The organism is Aeromonas sp. CU5 (genome assembly GCF_002586745.1).
Classification (GTDB): domain Bacteria; phylum Pseudomonadota; class Gammaproteobacteria; order Enterobacterales; family Aeromonadaceae; genus Aeromonas; species Aeromonas sobria.
On the sequence record NZ_CP023817.1, the window covers coordinates 1,348,166 to 1,366,739 of the forward strand.

The window sequence follows — 18,574 nt, forward strand, 5'->3', positions numbered from 1 at the left end:
GATAGTTCATTCGTTGATGGGCTAAGGAGAGGGGGCTTGGCCCCCTTTTTTACATATTTGATCTATGGGAGATAATATTCTGCCGCTCTTGAAAAAACATCTATCAATGTGGCAGGTTAGCTGTGGTGTAGCTGTATTTATCAACCAACGTTACTTTTCTCATTTAAATTTACGTAAAGTGGCGAGTGTCAAATAACCTTGATGGTTAATAGCTATATTTCATGTTTATTTCTGCTGCTAAGTGATGTTTGAGTAATTCTTGTGTGACCTTTCGCTAAACGATATGGCCGGAGAGTGCATCCATTACGCCCTCCTTTTCGTATTTATGATTTAAGTGTTTATTATTTTCATCTATCCATGCAGTGCCATCGCCTTGTTTGCAATTTATTTAACAGAAACAGACCGTGAAAATACTGGGTGTAAAAATTTCATGTATCCATTTCTTGACGGAAGATGATGCGTAATCCAGTGGATGTTATTTTGAGTGCGAGCGGGGTAATCTTGCGTGATTGCCAATTATCAATGAGGTACGCGATATGGATGGGGGTTGTCATTGTGGTGCTATCCGCTACAAGGTGCTGGCGGCACCTTTTGCTGCTGATTTCTGCCACTGCCGGGATTGCCAGCGCACTATAGGGGCGCCGGTCGGGGCCTGGATGGATTTTCGGGTAGAGCAGGTGCAGTGGCTGTGCGGTAAACCGACCGAGTATGCGTCTTCGGAGACTATTCGCCGCGGTTTTTGCGCGAAGTGTGGCTCTACTCTCAGTTATCGCAGTACCCAATATCCCGAATACCTGACTCTGGCCATCGCTTCTCTTGAGAATCCGGAGAGTGTCTCGCCGACTTATCACATCCATACCGCCAGCCAGATGTCATGGTTGCCGATACGGGACGATTATCCCCGTTATCCGAAAGGGAAGTAGCTTGCGGCTTTAACCAAGAAACAGAAAACAAAAAACAGGATAGAGGAGTGCACCATGGAACTGGTGGTGATCCGCCACACAGAGACGCAGGCCAATGCCGAGGGGCGTTATCAGGGGGCGCTGGATATCGGGCTCAATGACGATGGCGTGCGCCAGATCTCCCGCCTGGCTGAGCAGGTAGCAGCGACACTGCCGCCGTTTGATCGGTTGCTGGCGTCACCCCTGCTGCGAACAAGGGAGAGCGCGGCCATCTTGTCTCGCCAGTTGGGATTGCCTGTGGAGCTTGCACCAGCTTTTCGTGAGCGGAATGTCGGCCTGTTTGAAGGGCTGACGCAGGCAGAGGCGAGGGCGAGCTATCCCGAACTGTGGGCGTGCAATATCACCCGGCGCTGGGCGGAAGCACCTCCCGGTGGTGAAACCTTGGACGAGACGATTGTCCGGGTCTCGCAGGGATTAACGGCACTGGCTTCGACCATGCAGGAGGAGCGGGTACTGCTGGTGGCGCACGGTGTGGTCGCCAAAGTGATCCGCGCCGTAACGACAGCTGGATTTGATGACTTCTTCGAGTGGCAATTGCTCAACGGCGGCATGCTGTCGGTGAGGCTCTCTCTGACTAATGGTGGGCCGCTGCACTTTAGCCGTCCCCTTGGTGATTGAAGTATGTAACGGGCCGGATGGAGCAGAGAGATCTCACAGCCTTCCTATAGGAGTGAGGCCCGATAGCCTCTATTTGCGGTGATATGTCGCCGTGTTGTGTCGAGGTGACAGGCAGTGAAGAGGCCGGGCATTTTGCGGTTGTGCCAAAGAATAGAGCCAAAAAGCAGCGCTACCGAAGAGGGTTGCGCTGCTTTTTGTTTTCGTTGCGGTTGGTTATCTCTGAAGGCACTGGTCAGCTGTGTCACCAAAGGGCAGGGGGGGCCATCAGGTCGGGTCCGGCTCCTCTTTGCGGCAGCAGTTACGGCCCTGTTTTTTGGCCAGATAGAGGGCGGTATCGGCCCGGGTGATCATCTGTTCGACGCTGTCGAGGGGACCCTTGCTGGTGCTGATCCCGATACTGATGGTGAGGGTTACCTCGAGGGAGCCCGCCAGTGGATGAATAGTCGATTCGACCGCTAACCTGATCCGCTCGGCGCTGGCCCAGGCAAGTTCCAGTGAGGTTTCCGGCAATAATACGATAAATTCCTCACCGCCCCAGCGGCCCAGCATGTCCACCTCCCGCAGCTGTTTGCCGATCCTGTTAACCAGACTTAACAATGCTTGATCCCCCTGCTGGTGGCCATAGGTGTCGTTGATCTGTTTGAAGTGGTCGATGTCGATCATCAGCAGACTCATCGGATGGTCAAAGCGTTGGCAGCGCTGCATTTCGGCATTGACCAGTTCACCGAAACGGCGCCGGTTGGCAATACCGGTAAGCGGATCCGTGGTGGCGGCCACTTTTAACTCTTCTACCAACCGAGCTCGTTCGGAGATATCCCGCAAGATGGCGGTCATTTCGGTAGATTGCCCCAGGTGGATCTTTGCAATGGTCACTTCAAGCGGGAATTCGCTGCCATCGCGGCGTAGCCCCATGACCGAGGCGCGGGCATGCATGGGGCGAGAGGTGATAGGGGAGTTGCTGAAGGCTTTGAAATAGCTCTCGTGGTTCGCCCGAAAACGTTGTGGCAACAGGGTTTCCAACCGTTTGCCAAGATAACTTTGATCGACGCCAAACATCTCGCAGGCGGCGGTATTAATCAGCTCGATGCGTGATTCGCTGCTGACGCTAATGATGCCGTCATAGGCGGAGTTGACCACCGCCTCGAAGCGACTGCGACTGGTTTTGAGCGCCTCTTCCAGCTGCTTTTTGGCGGTGATGTCGATGGCGGTGACGATTATGCGGGTGATCCTGGCTTGCTCGGGCATGATGGGAGAGAGCACAAAGCGCCACCAACTGGTGCGAGAGAGGGTATCGATGGGCAGCTCGCTCTCGATCCCCGTCTGTTGACTGACGCACTCGTGCATTGGCTGTTCGATGGTATTGGTGATGTAGCGGGGGAACAGCTCGCTTAGCTGCTTGCCAATGCAGCCAAGCACCTCCAGCTCGAAGGCATTGGCGAAGGTATCGTTGGCCGAGACCAGCACAAAGTGGTCATCTTTATCGAGACTGAACACTGCCACGGCGGCGCCAATGGCATCGAGAGATGCCTTGATGTCGGCATGGGAGCCTTGTGTAAACATGCGACCTCCACTGTCAATAACCTATTGATAGTCAGTATAGGGCGCATGGATGGCCAACTACTCTTCGATATCGAGTAATACCAGAATGGCGCTGTCGCCACCCCATTCACGGGGGGACTGATGGAAGGCGCGGACATTGGGGTGCTGGGCCAGCCAGCTGGGAATACGCTGTTTGAGAATATGTTTGCCGATGCCGTGCATCACAGATGCAACGTGAATGTTCTCTTTTTGGCAGAGGGTGAGCAGGGCGGCCAGCTCCTGTTTCGCTTGTTGCTGGTTCATGCCGTGCAGATCGAGATAGATCTCCGGCGGATAAATGCCCCGCTTGAGCTTTTTCAGCTCAAATTTTGACACATCCTCCCGCACGTAACGGGTCGGCCCATCCTCGTCAAGATGGGGCTGATACTCATCGCTGAAATAGTGGTCAACCCCAAGCTTTTCGCGGGTTTCACGCAATTCGCGTTTCTGCTTGACCGGGCGTAACTCGGCCCTTATGGTATCTTGCTTGATTTTCCGGGTACCTTTTATCGCATCGCGGAACAGCAGGGTTTCCTCTTCTGTCTGTGAGGGCGTTTTTTTCATCAGATGCTCAATTTTTTATTAGGTATGCGTCGTGCCCGCTATGCAGTGGGTGCTCGGGCCGGATATTACTCGACTTGGAGGTGGATTTGGACAAGATATTTATCGATGAGGTGGTTGCCGAGATGCACACCATCCAGGACATGTTGCGTTGGGCCATGAGTCGTTTCAACGACGCCGGGATTTTCTACGGACACGGAACCGACAACGCCTGGGATGAGGCTGTGCAATTGGTACTGCCCGCGTTACATCTGCCACCGGATGTAGACCCGGCCATGCGCCACTCCCGTTTGACCAGCAGCGAGCGCCATCGTTTGGCGGAGCTGATCATTCGTCGGGTACAGGAGCGGGTGCCTGCCGCTTACCTGACCAACAAGGCTTGGTACGCCGGCTGGGAGTTTTATGTCGATGAACGGGTGCTGATCCCGCGCTCGCCGATTTCCGAAATGGTGGCTAACCGTTTCGCACCGTTCCTCAAGCATGAGCCGACCCGGATCATGGACTTGTGCACCGGCTCCGGTTGCATTGCCATCATCATGGCCCACGAGTTCCCGGAAGCCGAAGTGGATGCCATCGACATCAGCATCGATGCGTTGAACGTGGCCGAGCGCAATATTGACGATCATGGGGTGGAGCAGCAGGTTATTCCTATCCGCTCCGATCTGTTCCGCGATCTGCCAGCCGGTGACAAGTACGATTTGATTGTCTCCAACCCGCCTTATGTGGACTCCGAAGATATGTCGGATCTGCCGGAGGAGTTCCGTCACGAGCCTGAATTGGCACTGGCGTCGGGCTCTGACGGCCTGAAACTGACCAAGCGCATGCTGGCCCATGCCGCCGACTTCCTCAAGGATAACGGCGTGTTGGTGGTCGAAGTGGGCAACAGCATGATCCATCTGGAAGCCCAGTTCCCCGAGATCCCCTTTACCTGGGTTGAATTCGAGAACGGCGGTCACGGGGTGTTCGTGATGACCCGTGAAGAGCTGGTGCAGTATCAGGATCATTTCGCCATCTACAAGAACTAAGCAGGAGCACGCATGGCAGGGAACAGTTTTGGTCTTCTCTTTCGGGTCACCACCTTTGGCGAGAGCCACGGTCTGGCGCTGGGCGCCGTGGTCGATGGCTGCCCACCGGGGCTGGAGATAAGCGAAGCGGATCTGCAGGGGGACTTGGATCGGCGCAAGCCGGGCACCTCCCGCTACACCACGCCGCGGCGCGAGCCGGACGAGGTGAAGATCCTCTCCGGGGTGTTCGAGGGCAAGACCACCGGCACCTCCATTGGGCTGCTCATCGAAAACACCGATCAGCGCTCCAAGGATTACTCCGACATCAAGGATCTGTTCCGGCCCGGCCATGCGGACTACACCTATCACCAGAAGTACGGCCAGCGCGACTATCGTGGCGGCGGTCGATCTTCTGCCCGTGAGACCGCGATGCGGGTGGCGGCGGGCGCCATTGCCAAGAAGTACCTGAAACAGGTGCATGGCATCGAGATCACCGGTTTCCTCTCCCAGCTTGGCCCCATCAAGGCCGAGGCGTTCGACGCGGCGCAGATTGAACAGAACCCCTTCTTCTTCCCCGATGCGGGCAAGCTGGAGGAGCTCGATCAATACATGCGCGACCTGAAAAAAGAGGGCAACAGCATAGGTGCCAAGGTGCAGGTCATTGCGCGCCATGTGCCGGTGGGCCTCGGTGAGCCGGTGTTCGATCGTCTCGACGCCGATATCGCCCACGCCATGATGGGCATCAATGCGGTGAAAGGGGTGGAGATCGGTGACGGCTTCGCGGTGGTGGAGCAAAAAGGCTCCGAGCATCGCGACGAAATGACCCCGGCAGGCTTTGCCAGCAACCATGCGGGCGGCATTCTGGGGGGGATCTCCTCTGGTCAGGATATCGTGGTAAGCATGGCGCTCAAGCCCACCTCCAGCATCACGGTGCCGGGCAAGACCATCAATACCGAAGGCGAGGCTATCGAGATGATCACCAAGGGTCGCCATGATCCTTGCGTCGGTATCCGTGCTGTCCCCATCGCCGAAGCCATGCTGGCGCTGGTGTTGATGGATCACCTGCTGCGCCATCGCGCCCAGAATCAGGGGGTGTTGACCCATACCCCGCAGTTGCGCTGATCGGTGCTGCTGCCTATCGGCTGATCACCCCATGCTCAGGGGTCAGGTGCGATAACTAACACAAAGGCGACCTCCGGGTCGCCTTTGCTATTTCAGGGGGACGGCTCAACCCGTCAATGTTTGCGGAGGGTACGGGTCAGCAGATCCGCCGCCCCCGGATCGGCATTGAGGCGACAGGTGGGGGACGAGAACTTGCTGTGGGGTTTGGGCAAGGTGTGGATGGCCTCGTTGACTTTAAGGATCTGCGCTTCGCTCACGCTGTTTTTGGCAAACATCAGGCTGACCGGTTGGTGGTGCAACAACAGTTGGCAGCTGATAAACCGCTCGGCCCCCAGTTGGGAGAGCCGGTAGTGGGCATATTGCCACTCCATGATGACGCCATCGAGACGACGGGCCAGCAGCAGATCGATCAGTCGGTCATCGGCATTGTATTCGGTCGCCATTTTAAGCGCCGGGCAGCTATCCATCTGATGCATGGGACGGGTACCCCGCAACTTGCCGATCTTGAGCCCTTTCTCGTTGCACAACGCGGGCAGATTATCGAGTGTTGCCCAGCGATCCTGATGGCCGGGGATAGGGTCATTGCTCAGCAGCACATAAGCGCTCTGGCGGTAGGGTGCCGAGAAGCGGGCATAGCTCTGGCGCTCCGGCAGTGGTAGGGCGGCCATCGCCACATCCAGCTGGCTGTGCTCCACCATATGCAGGGCTCGCGCCCAGGGGAGCTCACGAAATTTGGGGGTAAAGCCCGCCCGTTGCAAAATCTGGCGGGTCAGGCTGACATCCAGGCCATCGAGCTGCCCTTTGTCATCTATCTGGCTGAAGGGGGGCCAGTGACTCCAGGCCACCGTCAGGGATGGATCGGCCTGCAGCGTCGGGGCCAGTAGTAGTAACAGGCTCATCAGGGTAAGCCTGCGACCATGGGGAAGACATCGCGTGGTCATCGCTAAACCTCGTTATTTTGTTTTGTTATCCCGAGCCTCTGCCTGCCGCTCGCCATGCTTGCGGGGGCAGATATTAAGTTGTCAGTTAATAGTGTGGTGCTTGTGCCACCGGTTAACGGGATTATTCGGGGGGCAGGAGGAGGCTTTTCTGTTCGTGCTGGGAGGAATGTCACATTTTTCTCGTTTATCCCGGGCAACTCCGTTAGACTGCGCCTCTATTCTTTCCCCTTTGCTCTGCTCCCCGGGGAAATCGTTGTTTTCTCAATAGGCCCAGACTTGTGAGATGGCATCGGCTCAGCAGAGGAGCCCCACCACAATGTTATCCGGCGCCACTATCCCTAGCAGGTATCTATGAGTTTTACTTCCCTCGGTCTGTCCGAACCCTTGTTGCGTGCTGTTGCCGAGCAAGGCTACGACACCCCGTCTCCCATTCAGTTGCAAGCGATCCCTGCCGTTCTGGCTGGTCGTGACCTGATGGCGGCGGCCCAAACCGGGACCGGCAAGACCGCAGGCTTTACCCTGCCGATGCTGCAACGTCTGATGGAGAGCAAGCGCCGGGTTTCGCCCAACCGCATTCGTGCGCTGGTGCTGACTCCGACTCGCGAGCTGGCTGCCCAAGTGGGCGAGAGCGTGCGTAACTACGGCAAACACTTGCCGATGCGCAGCCACGTTGTCTTTGGCGGCGTTAGCATCAACCCGCAGATGATGGCAACTCGCCGTGGTCTGGACGTGCTGGTTGCCTGCCCTGGCCGCCTGATGGACCTCTACAACCAGAACGCCGTCAAGTTCGACGAAGTCGAGATCCTGGTACTGGACGAAGCGGACCGCATGCTCGACATGGGCTTTATCCGCGACATCCGCAAGATCCTGGCACTGATGCCGAAACAGCGTCAGAACCTGCTGTTCTCCGCGACCTTTGCCGAAGAGATCCGCGAGCTGGCCACTGGCCTGCTCAACAACCCGGCGGTGATCGAAGTCGCCCCGCGCAACAGCACTGCCGAGCGTATCGAGCAGCTGGTACACCCGTGCGACAAGGCTAACAAGATCGGCCTGCTGAGCCATCTGGTCACCAGCAACGATTGGCAGCAGGTACTGGTGTTCACCCGTACCAAGCACATGGCCAACCGCGTTGCCGAGACCCTCGACAAGACCGGTGTCAGTGCTGCCGCCATCCACGGCAACAAGAGCCAGGGTGCCCGTACTCGCGCGCTGGCCGGTTTCAAAGATGGTAGCGTCAAGGTGCTGGTGGCGACTGACATCGCCGCCAGAGGTCTCGATATCGACAAGTTGCCGCAAGTGGTCAACTTCGAGCTGCCCAACGTGGCAGAAGACTACGTTCACCGTATCGGTCGTACTGGCCGTGCCGGTGCTGCCGGTCACGCCATCTCCCTGGTCGCGGCCGATGAAGGGAAGCTGATCAAGGCGATCGAGCGTCTGACCAAGCAGAACATCCCGTGTGAACAGGTGGCTGGTTTTGAAGCCTCCCGCGAGACCCTGGACAACATCGCTCGTGGTATCGGCGCGCCGCTGCGCAAAGAGCCTCGTGATCCCAGTGAAGAGCGTCGTGCGCCCCGTCCGCAAGGTCAGCGTCAGGGTGCAGGTCGTACCTCTTCCGGTGCTAACGCCGGTGGCGCGCGTACCGGTAACGGTGGCAAGCCCAAGCCGCAAGGTGGCCAGCGTCCGGCTGATGGTGCTGGTAAACCGGCCCAAGCCCGTCGCCCTCGTCGCTCCACTCACAACCAGTAAGCGGCTCGGGAGCCTGGCTCCACCGCTGTTCGGTTGATGTAAAAAGCCCTGCCAATCTGGCAGGGCTTTTTGTTTTTGTCGCACATCAGCTGTTGGTCAGTGGTATCCGCCCTGCATATGGCAGCAGCCTTGCTACACCTGCGGTCCGCTTCCTTCTCTTCTCGTCTCGCGGGAGAAGGGGTGGGGATGAGTGGTGAAGCATCCCCGTGCCTAACCGCAAAGAGAGAGGGAGGCCAAAGCCTCCCTCTCTCTTTTGCTAGCGTTCTTTAGGCCATCAAAAATGCCATCAGATATCCACCTGCGAGCCTAGTTCGATCACTCGATTGGGCGGGATCTGAAACTGATCCGGGGCGCGCAGGGCGTTGCGTTGCAGCAGCATAAAGAGCTTGCCGCGCAGGTAGAGGTACCAGGGGCGCTCCTTCATGATCAGCGACTCGTGGGCCATAAAGAACGAGGTCTCCAGCATCCGGCAGCTCAGCCCCTCGGCGTTGCAGCGCAGGAAGATATCCTCCACGTTGGGTGTCTCGCGCCAGCCGTAGCTCGCCACCACCCGCCAGAAGGTGGGGGAGAGCTGCTCGATGCAGACCCGCCGCACATTGTGGACGTAAGGCACCTCTTCCACCCGCAGGGTAAGCAGGATGATCCGCTCATGCAGCACCTTGTTGTGCTTGAGGTTGTGGAGCAGCGCATGGGGGATCACATTGACCACCCGCGACATATAGACCGCAGTGCCCGCCACCCGGGTCGGTGGGGATTTTTCCAGCGAGGCGATCATCGGCTCAAGGGAGTTGCCGTGCTCGTTCAGGCGGCGAATAAGCTGAAAACGCTCGCTCTTCCAGCTGGTCATCAGGGTGAACATCACCGCGCCCAGGGTGAGCGGCAGCCAGCCACCGGACCAGATCTTCGCCACGTTGGCGGCAAACAGCGGCACATCGATGGCCAGCAGCGCGGCGAGCAGGGCCGCCACCAGATAGCCGCTCCAGCCCCAGCTGTTTTTGGCCACCGAGCAGAACAGGATCGAGGTGAGCACCATGGTGCCGGTCACCGCGATGCCATAAGCGGCCGCCAGATTGCTGGATTGCTCGAAGCTCATGATGACGATCACCACCGAGATATAGAGCAGCCAGTTGATCACCGGAATATAGATCTGGCCAGATTCCAGTTCGGAGGTGTGAACGATGCGAATGGGTGAGAGATAACCGAGCCGCACCGCCTGTCGGGTGAGGGAAAATACCCCGGAGATCACCGCCTGCGAAGCAATCACCGTCGCCATGGTCGCCAGCACCAGCAGCGGCAGCAGCGCCCATTTTGGCGCGAGCAGGAAGAAGGGGTTGGCAATGGCGGCGGGGTTATCGAGCAGCAGTGCCCCTTGCCCGAAGTAGTTGAGCACCAGTGAGGGCAGCACCACCATAAACCAGGCGAGCCGGATCGGCTTTTTGCCAAAGTGACCCATATCGGCGTAGAGCGCCTCCACTCCGGTGATGGCCAGCACCACGGCGCCGAGGGCAAAGAAAGAGGCGCCCTGATAGGTCATAAAGAAGCGCACCGCCCAGACGGGGTTGAGCGCCGCCAGCACCTCGGGGTTGTGAAGGATGCTGCGCAGGCCCAGCAGCGCTAGGGTGGCAAACCAGATCAGCATGATGGGGGCAAACAGCTTGCCCACCATGGCAGTACCGTGTTTTTGAATGGCAAACAGCAGGGTCAGCACCAAGACCGAGAGCGGCACGATATAAGGGTCGAGGGAGGGGGCGACCAGCCGCAGCCCCTCGATGGCCGACATCACCGACATCGCCGGGGTGATCACCACCTCCCCATAGAAGAAGCTGCCGCCAATCAGCCCGAGGATGATCAGCAAGGGGACCAGCTTCTCTGGCGTATTGCGGGTGGCCAGCGACATCAGGGTGAGAATGCCCCCTTCACCGGCGTTGTCGGCTCGCATCACAAAAGAGAGGTACTTGACCGACACCACCAGGATCAGCAGCCAGAAGATCAGCGAAAGAAAACCGAGAATGGAGGCGGGTTCAACGCCAAACCCGAATTGTCCTGACAGGCACTCGCGCAAGGTATAAAGCGGGCTGGTGCCGATATCGCCATAGACCACGCCAATCGCCGCCAGCATCACGCCGGACATGGCTTGTTGTTTATCACAGTTCATGAGTTCATCTTGTCAGTTTGATGTTTACACGTTTGCCAACGCACAGGGGCCCGACATATCAGCAAAATAGTGATATTTAATCGGGATAGAATTAATGGCTTGCGATGGGAAAGGGGACTAACCGAATGGTGATCTGCTTGTCATGGAACACAGTCTGTTCATCTGTTGTTAAGCTTATAATGACACACACTCTGCGGGACTATGCTCAGTTATAAATAATCAAAATTTCAATTTGAGTAAGATTATTAATTATCCGGCGATTGAAACAGACCACGACAATGCGGATAACCGTTTGCTTTATCTGCGGATCTTTTTTAGCCGCTATTTTTTATCGAAGCGGCTGAAAAACAGACGATAAAATGCTGACCAATAAATGGATGGTACTGTGGATAAAGAGGCATAAATGGGGTGGCAATGGAGTCTTTTTTTGGGGGGGGATATGACCGCCGTAACGGCGGTCATTAATGAACATTTATGATTCTAATGCATGAATTTCCAGTTCGGATGAATGTGAATATATTCCAGCATGAGTACCTGCTTCAATATCTAATAATGATGTTCTTAATCGTGCATATTTTGGGTTTTTTGAAAAATCTGGTGAGGTGATATGTTGAAATAAATTATATGGTTTGTCTTTTTGAGGGGACTCATCAAGATAATACCCCTCAAAATCAGGAATATGAACCAAAGTTTTTACTCTACCTTGAGTTTCATCTGCAGCGAGCCTGATTTTTTCGTTTATAGTCCACATTGCATTCTTGTTTCCATTATTTAGATATTTCGTATCAAGGTCATGGATAGCGATAGCTTTTGCACCAAACTGATTAAATATTTTAATAAATGTTGGGATGTTAGCCTTTCCTCGGCAATTAATGACGCAGTGTGTCATCGAGAGATTATGAGTTTTTATTTGATCTTGATAAGCCAAATATTCAGTATCACCTTCAACAAGTAATGATGTGTCATAAAAGAAAAATTCATTAACTGTTGGACAGCAGCGGTTTAGTATTTTTAAATTATCTTTTTCCTCTGGGGAAAAACATGATTTATCTGTTTGGTAATAAAGAATTTCTGAATTGGTGTTTGATACTTTGATTAGAGTAGTATGATCTTTCGTTAAGTCTATAAAAATTGGAGAGTGAGTTGTACAGATAACCTGCCAGCCATCTAAACTAGCTAAGGAATATATTGCTTCGCAAGCAGACCTTATTACTGCTGGATGCATATTTATTTCTGGCTCATCAATTAGCAGTACTTTTGGTCTTTCGGCTGGTATCGGTGTTCTGCCATTTTTAAGTAGACCTTGAGAGCTTAATGTTTTTATTGCAGCCCAAAGAAATGAACGTTGCACTCCGGATCCTTGATTTGATAAAGGCGCTGAACTTCCATTGTTTTCAAATATGAAGCGACTTCCTTCTTTAATTGCTTTCTCTGGGTCAAATTTACCAACACCGGTTTCGAAGACAACGTTCATTCCAGTAAACATTGTATCTACTTCAGCTTGGATACTAGAGCTTATCTTTGATATATCATTTGATAATTCACTTTCGACCTCTTTAGCTAGAACATCAATTTCTGCCAGTATCCTGGCAACCTTTGATTTATCTTGCTTTATTTTTGATGCAGCGCTTTTAGAAATTAGTTCTTTCACTATCAGTTCTAGTGCATCAGTTGTATCGGTTGGGTTTATTCGTATAGGCATTGGAAGTCTACTACTCAAAATTGAGTTAAAACCACCAGATCCTCCGGCCTTAAAATCCTCAATCTTATTACTAAAGCTATATTTTTTGGCTTTTTCATCTGCTTTTTCCCAAACGAATTTAACCTTAGTACAATCCCCAAATTCGACATCGTCTTTTATAAGCCATTCTTGTCCGATACTCTCAATATCATCAGTTGAAATATCGTTAAAAATACCAGTTATAGAGATTGGTAATGAATCATTTTGATTGTGAAAGTAATCAAGAGAAAGTTCAGCACCAACAGAGTAGTATGCCTCATATGCATCTAAAACAGTAGACTTTCTACAGTTATTGGGGCCGATTAAAACCACAACATTATCTATGAGGATTTTAACTTCAGACCTAATGCCTTTGAAATTTTCAATTAGTAAAGCAGCTAGTTTCATTATATATTCCCATGTTGGATCTAAATATTGATAAAATAAAATCTGATCAAGTTGGCAGCGATATATCTTGTGGGGTTAAATTAGATAGATTATAAATATCCATTATAAGATCCCACTCTGCTAATCTACCCAAGCACCAAATTAAAAAACTCGGCTCACAAGATGTATTAATAAGCTCCTCTGCAGAGACTGATGGTAATTTAAAATTCAATTTCCATAAGCAATAGCAATATGCATCACTATTAATAAGTCGTAACTCGCTTAAAAGATCTGGATATGCTTTTCCTAACTTTATATAAAGTTTTGATATAAGCCATCCTCCATTGCATTTGCTGATTAAATCGTGACGAAAGTGGAATAATGATACGGCATCAAGCTGCTCAATCATAAGACGACAGCATTCTAATTCTTGATGACTTTGCCAAGATTGTATTAATATGTTTTTGTAATCATCATGATAGTGTTCAAGCATAAGTTTATATGCTTTCCGTCTAAATAATACTCTGTCTGAATTTGCGAGAAAACTTAGTATGCTAAGCTGCATTTTTGTTTTTAAAGATGAGAATAAAATACTTAAGCTAATAAGTGCGCTTAGAGCGATAGGGTGTTTAGATATCTTTGCTATATGTAACAGCTCACTTGCCACATTTTGATATAAAAGACCCTTTCCATCTTTTATATCAAATTCAATTTTTCTATTTATTAAGTCGCGAAGGTATAGATTATGTGATACAGAGTAAATTAGAAGTCTAGAAGTATTATTTTCATCTAGAGTACCAATGAATGCTCTTAAAAATGGTGCTTTTGATTCGACCGAAAAACTAGATTCTTCTAGTAAGTTTAAAATAAACTCAATTTTATCAACCACATCTTACCTCTACAATTATCCTGTTCATTGCTAGTTTGAAATAGAACGCTATGAATTATTTTTCCTATCTAGCGGCTTTAAATTACGTAGCTGTATCAGGAACACGACCCCAACGAAGCTGGTTGCCAAGTGAGCCATAGTAACCGGACAGGTGAAAAACAGAAGGGGCAGGTGCCTAAAACCCGCTCTGGTTCAATAAAATTGTCACTAAAGGGCGATTTATCGTTCGGTTTGGCTTGATGCAGCTGGGCTGGCTCGATAGTAAAACCAAACAATAAGCCATTCCGGCATCCTCTTTGATGGTGTTGTTTATCCTCCCGTTCATCACGTGGGGCAGGGGCGTGTCAGCCGGTGTCGAGCTCGTCACTTTTGTCGTGTCGATCACAGTTCTGCGAGGCGGTCGTCATCGTCACTGGCCAGAAAACTCTGGCTGCCAATCCTGATTACTTATTTAATTTCAGTGTCTTGCGAATTTTATTTCGCTCATTCCCGTTTTTGGTCTGATAAATGCTTTGTGGGTGAGCCGGCTGTATCGTCGCTGTGCGAGTGTGGGCCCCCCGGGGTTGGCACTTGGCCACGCCGGGCGATGCCAGTGCGGCAGTAACGAAACATTTAGGATCCCTCTCTATGAACAGCTTCGTGATTGCAGATCCCAGTCTTTGTATTGGGTGTCGTACCTGTGAGGTGGCCTGCGCCGTTTCACACCAGTCAACGTCCTGCACGGGTACCGTTGAGCGGGAGGGCGGCCTGCGTCTTGCCATCGAGGATGGACATCTGGTCTCCAAGGACAGCTATTTCCAGCCGCGTCTGAAGGTGATCGTCGGCAGCAAGGTGACCACGCCGGTGCTGTGCCGCCAGTGTGAAGACAAGCCGTGCGCCGTGGCCTGCCCCAACAATGCCATCGTGACCGAAGATGGTTGCATCAAGGTGTTGCAGGAGCTCTGCATCGGCTGCAAATCCTGCGTGGTGGCCTGTCCTTACGGTGCCATGGCGGTGGTGGTGAAAGAGGTGGCGCCCGCTGCCGATGCGCTGTTCAAGCGCCCGCAGACCAAGGCGCAAGCCTTGAAGTGCGATCTCTGCCGTCACCGTGAAGCGGGCCCGGCCTGCGTTGAGGTGTGCCCGACCCAGGCGCTGCGTCTGGTGACCCCGGAATCCCTCGGCGAGTTGAATCGCCAGAAGCAGCTGGCCAGTGCCGAGGCGATGGCGGTCTGCCAGCGCCAGCCGCTGTTGGCACAGGGTTGAGGCATCAGAGTGGCGTGCGCATTTGGCCCTTACTGGCTGGGCGCCGTCTCTCGGCCGTTTTTTGTTAAAGGCCTTTTAGCGTTAACCGCCTTTTACCGTTAACAAACAAGAGTGTGAGTCATGAAAAAAGTCATTACCGTCTGCCCCTATTGCGGCACCGGTTGCAAGATCAACCTGCTGGTTGAAAACGACAAGGTGGTGGGGGCCGAAGGCGCCAACGGCCGGACCAACGAGGGGCAGCTCTGCCTCAAGGGTTATTACGGTTGGGATTTCCTCAACGACACCAACCTGCTGACCCCCCGTCTCAAGAGCCCGATGATCCGCCGCGAGCGTGGTGGCAAGCTCGAATCCGTCTCTTGGGATGAGGCGATCGACTTTGCCAGCAGCCGTCTGGCGGCCATCAAGGCGACCTACGGTGCCGACGCTATCATGACCACCGGCTCGGCCCGTGGCCCTGGCAACGAAGCCAACTATGTGATGCAGAAATTTGCCCGCGCAGTGCTGGGGACGAACAACGTCGACCACTGCGCGAGGGTGTGACACGCACCCTCAGTCTCCGGTCTGGAGACAACTGTAGGCAACGGCGCCATGAGCAACGCCATTCCCGAAATTCAAGAGACCAAGTGCCTGCTGGTGTTTGGTTACAACGCTGCTGACTCTCACCCCATCGTCGCCCGCCATATCCTCAAGGCGAAGGCAAACGGGGCCAAGGTGATTGTGTGTGATCCCCGCATGGTGGAGACCGCCCGCATCGCCGATCAGTGGCTGCCGCTCAAAAACGGTTCCAACATGGCGCTGGTTAACGCCTTCGCCAACGTGTTGATCAGTGAAGGGCTCTATAACAAGGAGTTCGTCGCCAACTACACCGAAGGGTTTGACACCTTCAAGGCCACGGTCGCCAAGTACACCCCGGAATATGTCGAGGGGATCACTGGCCTCAAAGCCGCCGATATCCGCGCCGCCATTCGCACCTATGCCGCGTCGCCTGCTTCCATGATCCTGTGGGGCATGGGGGTGACCCAGTACGGTCAGGCAGTGGATGTGGTCAAAGGGCTGGCGGGACTTGCGCTGCTGACTGGCAACTTCGGTCGCCGTGGCACCGGTTGTGGTCCGGTGCGTGGGCAGAACAACGTGCAGGGCACCTGCGACATGGGGATGCTGCCGCACCAGTTCCCGGGCTATCAGTCGGTGAGCGATCCCGAGATCAGCGCCAAGTTCGCCAAGGCGTGGGGCGTGCCAGCGCTGTCCCAAAAGCCCGGCTACCGTCTGACCGAGCTGAGTCACAAGGTGGAGGAGGGCAAGTGCAAAGCCTTCTATATCTTCGGTGAAGATCCGGCGCAGACAGAGGCCGATCTGGCCCAGTTCCGCCGCACCTTGGGCGGCATGGATCTGGTGATCGTGCAGGATATCTTCATGACCCAGACCGCCGAGATGGCGGATGTCATTTTGCCCGCCACCAGTTGGGGCGAGCACGAGGGGGTTTACAGCTCGGCAGATCGCGGTTTCCAACGCTTCTACAAGGCGGTGACACCGCCCGAGAACGTCAAGCCAGACTGGGCAATCTTCTCGCTGATGGCCACCGCCATGGGGTATCCCATGGAGTATCGCGATACCCAACAGATCTGGGACGAGATGCGCGCCCTTTGCCCGCTCTATACCGGGGTCAGCTACGACAAGATAGCGGATCTCAAGAGCGTGCAGTGGCCTTGCCCAACCGAGGATCACCCGGGTACCAGCACCCTGTTCGAGGGGAATGTGTTCACTACCCCGAGTGGCAAGGGTCAGCTGATCGCATCCGAGTGGCGGGCGCCGCTGGAGCAGCCCTGTGCCGAGTATCCGCTGGTGCTCTCCACCGTGCGGGAGGTAGGGCACTACTCCTGCCGCTCCATGACCGGTAACTGTTCGGCGCTGCAAACCCTGGCCGATGAGCCGGGTTATGTGCAGATCCACCCGAGCGATGCGCAAAAGCTTGGGGTGAAGGATCAGGCGCTGGTGTGGATCTCGTCGCGGCGCGGCAAGGTGATCACCCGAGCCAACTACAACGATCGGGTCAACGCCGGTGTGGTCTACATGACCTACCAGTGGTGGATCGGGGCCTGTAACGAGCTGACCATCGAGCACCTTGATCCGGTCTCCTACACCCCTGAGTACAAGTACTGTGCGGTGAAGATTGAGCGTATTGAAGGTCAGGCTGAGGCGGAAGTGTACGTCCAGACTGAATACAGTGCGCTCAAGGCGAAATTGCGCAGCGCTGCCAAAGGGTAATCATCGTTAAATAAAGTGGATCCAGGCTCTGTTTACAGGGCCTGGATCCCCTCATCCTTTTTTCAGCTGGCAGGTGTCCACCATGAGCCGTGAATTAACTATCTCGTTCGGGATTTTTTATGTTTCAGCCTATTTGCTGGCAATGTTATTGGGGATGGGGTGTTACCTCTGGTACGACGAATTGATATTTCTGCTGGGCTTTGGTTTCTTCGGCTGTTTCATCGCCGCGCGCATCGCCATGGGCGCCGTGCTGGCGGCCCTGAGCGTGCAGTTGGCCTGGCTCGTTGCCTTCCTCTCCACCACGCTGGTGAATACCCTGCTGCTGGGCCTTTGTGCCCTGGTGGTCTATCTGACCAATCAGGCGGTGTCGGCAGATATATCACAACATATCAGTTGGTTATTGGTGGCTTTTCAGCTGCTATCCGCTGGCTTTATTTTCGGTGGACTCAAGTTTCATCCGGGCAATATTGGAAAATCAATTTTCGAACAAATCGGTAGTAAGGAGTCAAATATATGAAACGTATTGAAGAGCAAGCGCAACTGCTGGATCTGGAGTATCAGGGCATCGCCCTGCTGTTTGACCAGTTTTGCCAGCGGGCGGGAACACTCGCCAAGCAATACAAGTTCTTCAATTGGCCCGATTACGAGGATTCCCCACCACTGTGTCGGGCTTTCACCCTGTTGGGGGAGATGCGCGAGCTCAGACTCTCTTGTCAGTCAGGCGAGCGGGGAGAACTCAACGGTATCATCCAGATCGTCGATGAAACCGGGCAGGTGCAGGCCAGCCAGGCTTATCGGGCCGATGGCCGTTTGCTGCAGGCAACGGGCCGATTTCTCGATAATCCGCCCGAGCTGCTACTCAAATTGATGCTTGACGCCGTCTGGCAGCACAGCCCTGTCGCAGGGCAACAACTCATCGCCAATGAGTGCCACTGACAACATCAACGCGATGATGCCGATATGCACCTTGTTGCAGGGATGGCACGGGATCTCGTTAGCCAGAGGAGCTGTCATCGGGTTCGGGAGACTCAAGACCCGCATTCGGACTAAGGATGGCGTATTCATGGCGGAATATCAGATGGTTGGCTTGGTGCGGGCTCGCGACAACCCGTGACAAAAGGTGGCTGAAAAACGACAGCCCACTGGCGATAACGGATCTGCGCTGAGTGGATCGGCGAATAAACGTGTGGAAGGAATCTACCCGCAGCCATAAGCCCACTTATTTGCCCCCATGGTTGTATTGAAAATAGGGCTACCTTATGATTCAACGCTCAATACAATGCTATTCCAATGAGTATTGATTTTTATGATTAAACGTTAATGGACTACGTGTTTTATTGCGACATCTGACGGAGCGCCCCGTCCTTGCTGATGTTTTTCCTGC

General features: G+C 53.8%; 15 protein-coding genes. 9 read left to right on the forward strand and 6 right to left on the reverse strand.

Annotation, left to right across the window (positions count from 1 at the left end; all coding sequences use genetic code 11):
* Window positions 1-536 precede the first annotated feature (536 nt).
* Together CK911_RS06020 and CK911_RS06025 are read left to right on the forward strand one after the other, a co-directional pair.
* The gene (locus tag CK911_RS06020; protein WP_098969327.1) at window positions 537-923 is read left to right on the forward strand and encodes a GFA family protein; all 387 of its coding nucleotides are present in this window, start codon (window positions 537-539) and stop codon (window positions 921-923) included.
* A 54-nt stretch (window positions 924-977) separates the two neighbouring features.
* A complete protein-coding gene (locus tag CK911_RS06025) occupies window positions 978-1,580 on the forward strand; it encodes a histidine phosphatase family protein (RefSeq protein ID WP_098969328.1) in 603 nt (200 codons plus the stop codon).
* Between the two features lie 264 nt (window positions 1,581-1,844).
* Here CK911_RS06025 and CK911_RS06030 read toward each other — a convergent pair whose 3' ends face one another.
* Together CK911_RS06030 and smrB are read right to left on the reverse strand one after the other, a co-directional pair.
* On the reverse strand, window positions 1,845-3,140 hold the full coding sequence (locus CK911_RS06030; RefSeq protein ID WP_098969329.1) for a diguanylate cyclase: 1,296 nt from the start codon (window positions 3,138-3,140) through the stop codon (window positions 1,845-1,847).
* Between the two features lie 57 nt (window positions 3,141-3,197).
* Window positions 3,198-3,722, reverse strand: coding sequence for an endonuclease SmrB (gene smrB / locus CK911_RS06035; protein ID WP_042023811.1), 525 nt, complete (start codon window positions 3,720-3,722; stop codon window positions 3,198-3,200).
* A gap of 86 nt (window positions 3,723-3,808) precedes the next feature.
* On the opposite strand from smrB, the gene prmB reads away from it, so the two are divergent.
* Window positions 3,809-4,744, forward strand: a complete 936-nt coding sequence (prmB, locus tag CK911_RS06040; protein ID WP_042024068.1) for a 50S ribosomal protein L3 N(5)-glutamine methyltransferase — start codon at window positions 3,809-3,811, stop codon at window positions 4,742-4,744.
* A gap of 12 nt (window positions 4,745-4,756) precedes the next feature.
* A complete protein-coding gene (aroC, locus tag CK911_RS06045; protein ID WP_042023810.1) occupies window positions 4,757-5,845 on the forward strand; it encodes a chorismate synthase in 1,089 nt (362 codons plus the stop codon).
* Window positions 5,846-5,958: 113 nt separating this feature from the next.
* Here the strand turns inward: aroC and CK911_RS06050 are convergent, their stop codons facing one another.
* Entirely contained in the window at window positions 5,959-6,744 is a 786-nt protein-coding gene (locus CK911_RS06050; RefSeq protein WP_253860383.1) for an ABC transporter substrate-binding protein, read from the reverse strand.
* A gap of 393 nt (window positions 6,745-7,137) precedes the next feature.
* On the opposite strand from CK911_RS06050, the gene CK911_RS06055 reads away from it, so the two are divergent.
* Complete coding sequence (locus tag CK911_RS06055) at window positions 7,138-8,532, forward strand: DEAD/DEAH box helicase (RefSeq protein ID WP_042023806.1); 1,395 nt, start codon at window positions 7,138-7,140, stop codon at window positions 8,530-8,532.
* A 286-nt stretch (window positions 8,533-8,818) separates the two neighbouring features.
* On the opposite strand, the gene kup is transcribed toward CK911_RS06055, so the two are convergent.
* From kup to CK911_RS21125, 3 genes are all read right to left on the reverse strand, one after another.
* The gene (gene kup, locus CK911_RS06060; RefSeq protein WP_098969331.1) at window positions 8,819-10,687 is read right to left on the reverse strand and encodes a low affinity potassium transporter Kup; all 1,869 of its coding nucleotides are present in this window, start codon (window positions 10,685-10,687) and stop codon (window positions 8,819-8,821) included.
* 472 nt (window positions 10,688-11,159) lie between these two features.
* Window positions 11,160-12,815: an ATP-dependent endonuclease gene (locus CK911_RS06065; protein ID WP_098969332.1), complete on the reverse strand. Its 1,656-nt coding sequence runs from the start codon at window positions 12,813-12,815 to the stop codon at window positions 11,160-11,162.
* Between the two features lie 46 nt (window positions 12,816-12,861).
* Window positions 12,862-13,683 carry a hypothetical protein gene (locus CK911_RS21125; protein WP_157774536.1) on the reverse strand — a complete coding sequence of 274 codons (822 nt, stop codon included), beginning with the start codon at window positions 13,681-13,683 and terminating at the stop codon, window positions 12,862-12,864.
* Between the two features lie 627 nt (window positions 13,684-14,310).
* On the opposite strand from CK911_RS21125, the gene CK911_RS06070 reads away from it, so the two are divergent.
* The 4 genes from CK911_RS06070 to CK911_RS06085 all read left to right on the forward strand — a co-directional run bounded on the left by CK911_RS06070 (window position 14,311) and on the right by CK911_RS06085 (window position 18,126).
* Window positions 14,311-14,925: a 4Fe-4S binding protein gene (locus tag CK911_RS06070; RefSeq protein WP_098969333.1), complete on the forward strand. Its 615-nt coding sequence runs from the start codon at window positions 14,311-14,313 to the stop codon at window positions 14,923-14,925.
* Between the two features lie 120 nt (window positions 14,926-15,045).
* On the forward strand, window positions 15,046-17,190 hold the full coding sequence (fdhF, locus tag CK911_RS06075; RefSeq protein ID WP_098969334.1) for a formate dehydrogenase subunit alpha: 2,145 nt from the start codon (window positions 15,046-15,048) through the stop codon (window positions 17,188-17,190).
* A gap of 82 nt (window positions 17,191-17,272) precedes the next feature.
* Window positions 17,273-17,707, forward strand: coding sequence for a hypothetical protein (locus CK911_RS06080; protein WP_068978820.1), 435 nt, complete (start codon window positions 17,273-17,275; stop codon window positions 17,705-17,707).
* Window positions 17,704-18,126 carry a hypothetical protein gene (locus CK911_RS06085; protein WP_098969335.1) on the forward strand — a complete coding sequence of 141 codons (423 nt, stop codon included), beginning with the start codon at window positions 17,704-17,706 and terminating at the stop codon, window positions 18,124-18,126. Before CK911_RS06080 ends, CK911_RS06085 begins: the two co-directional genes overlap by 4 nt.
* The last annotated feature ends 448 nt before the right edge of the window (window positions 18,127-18,574 follow it).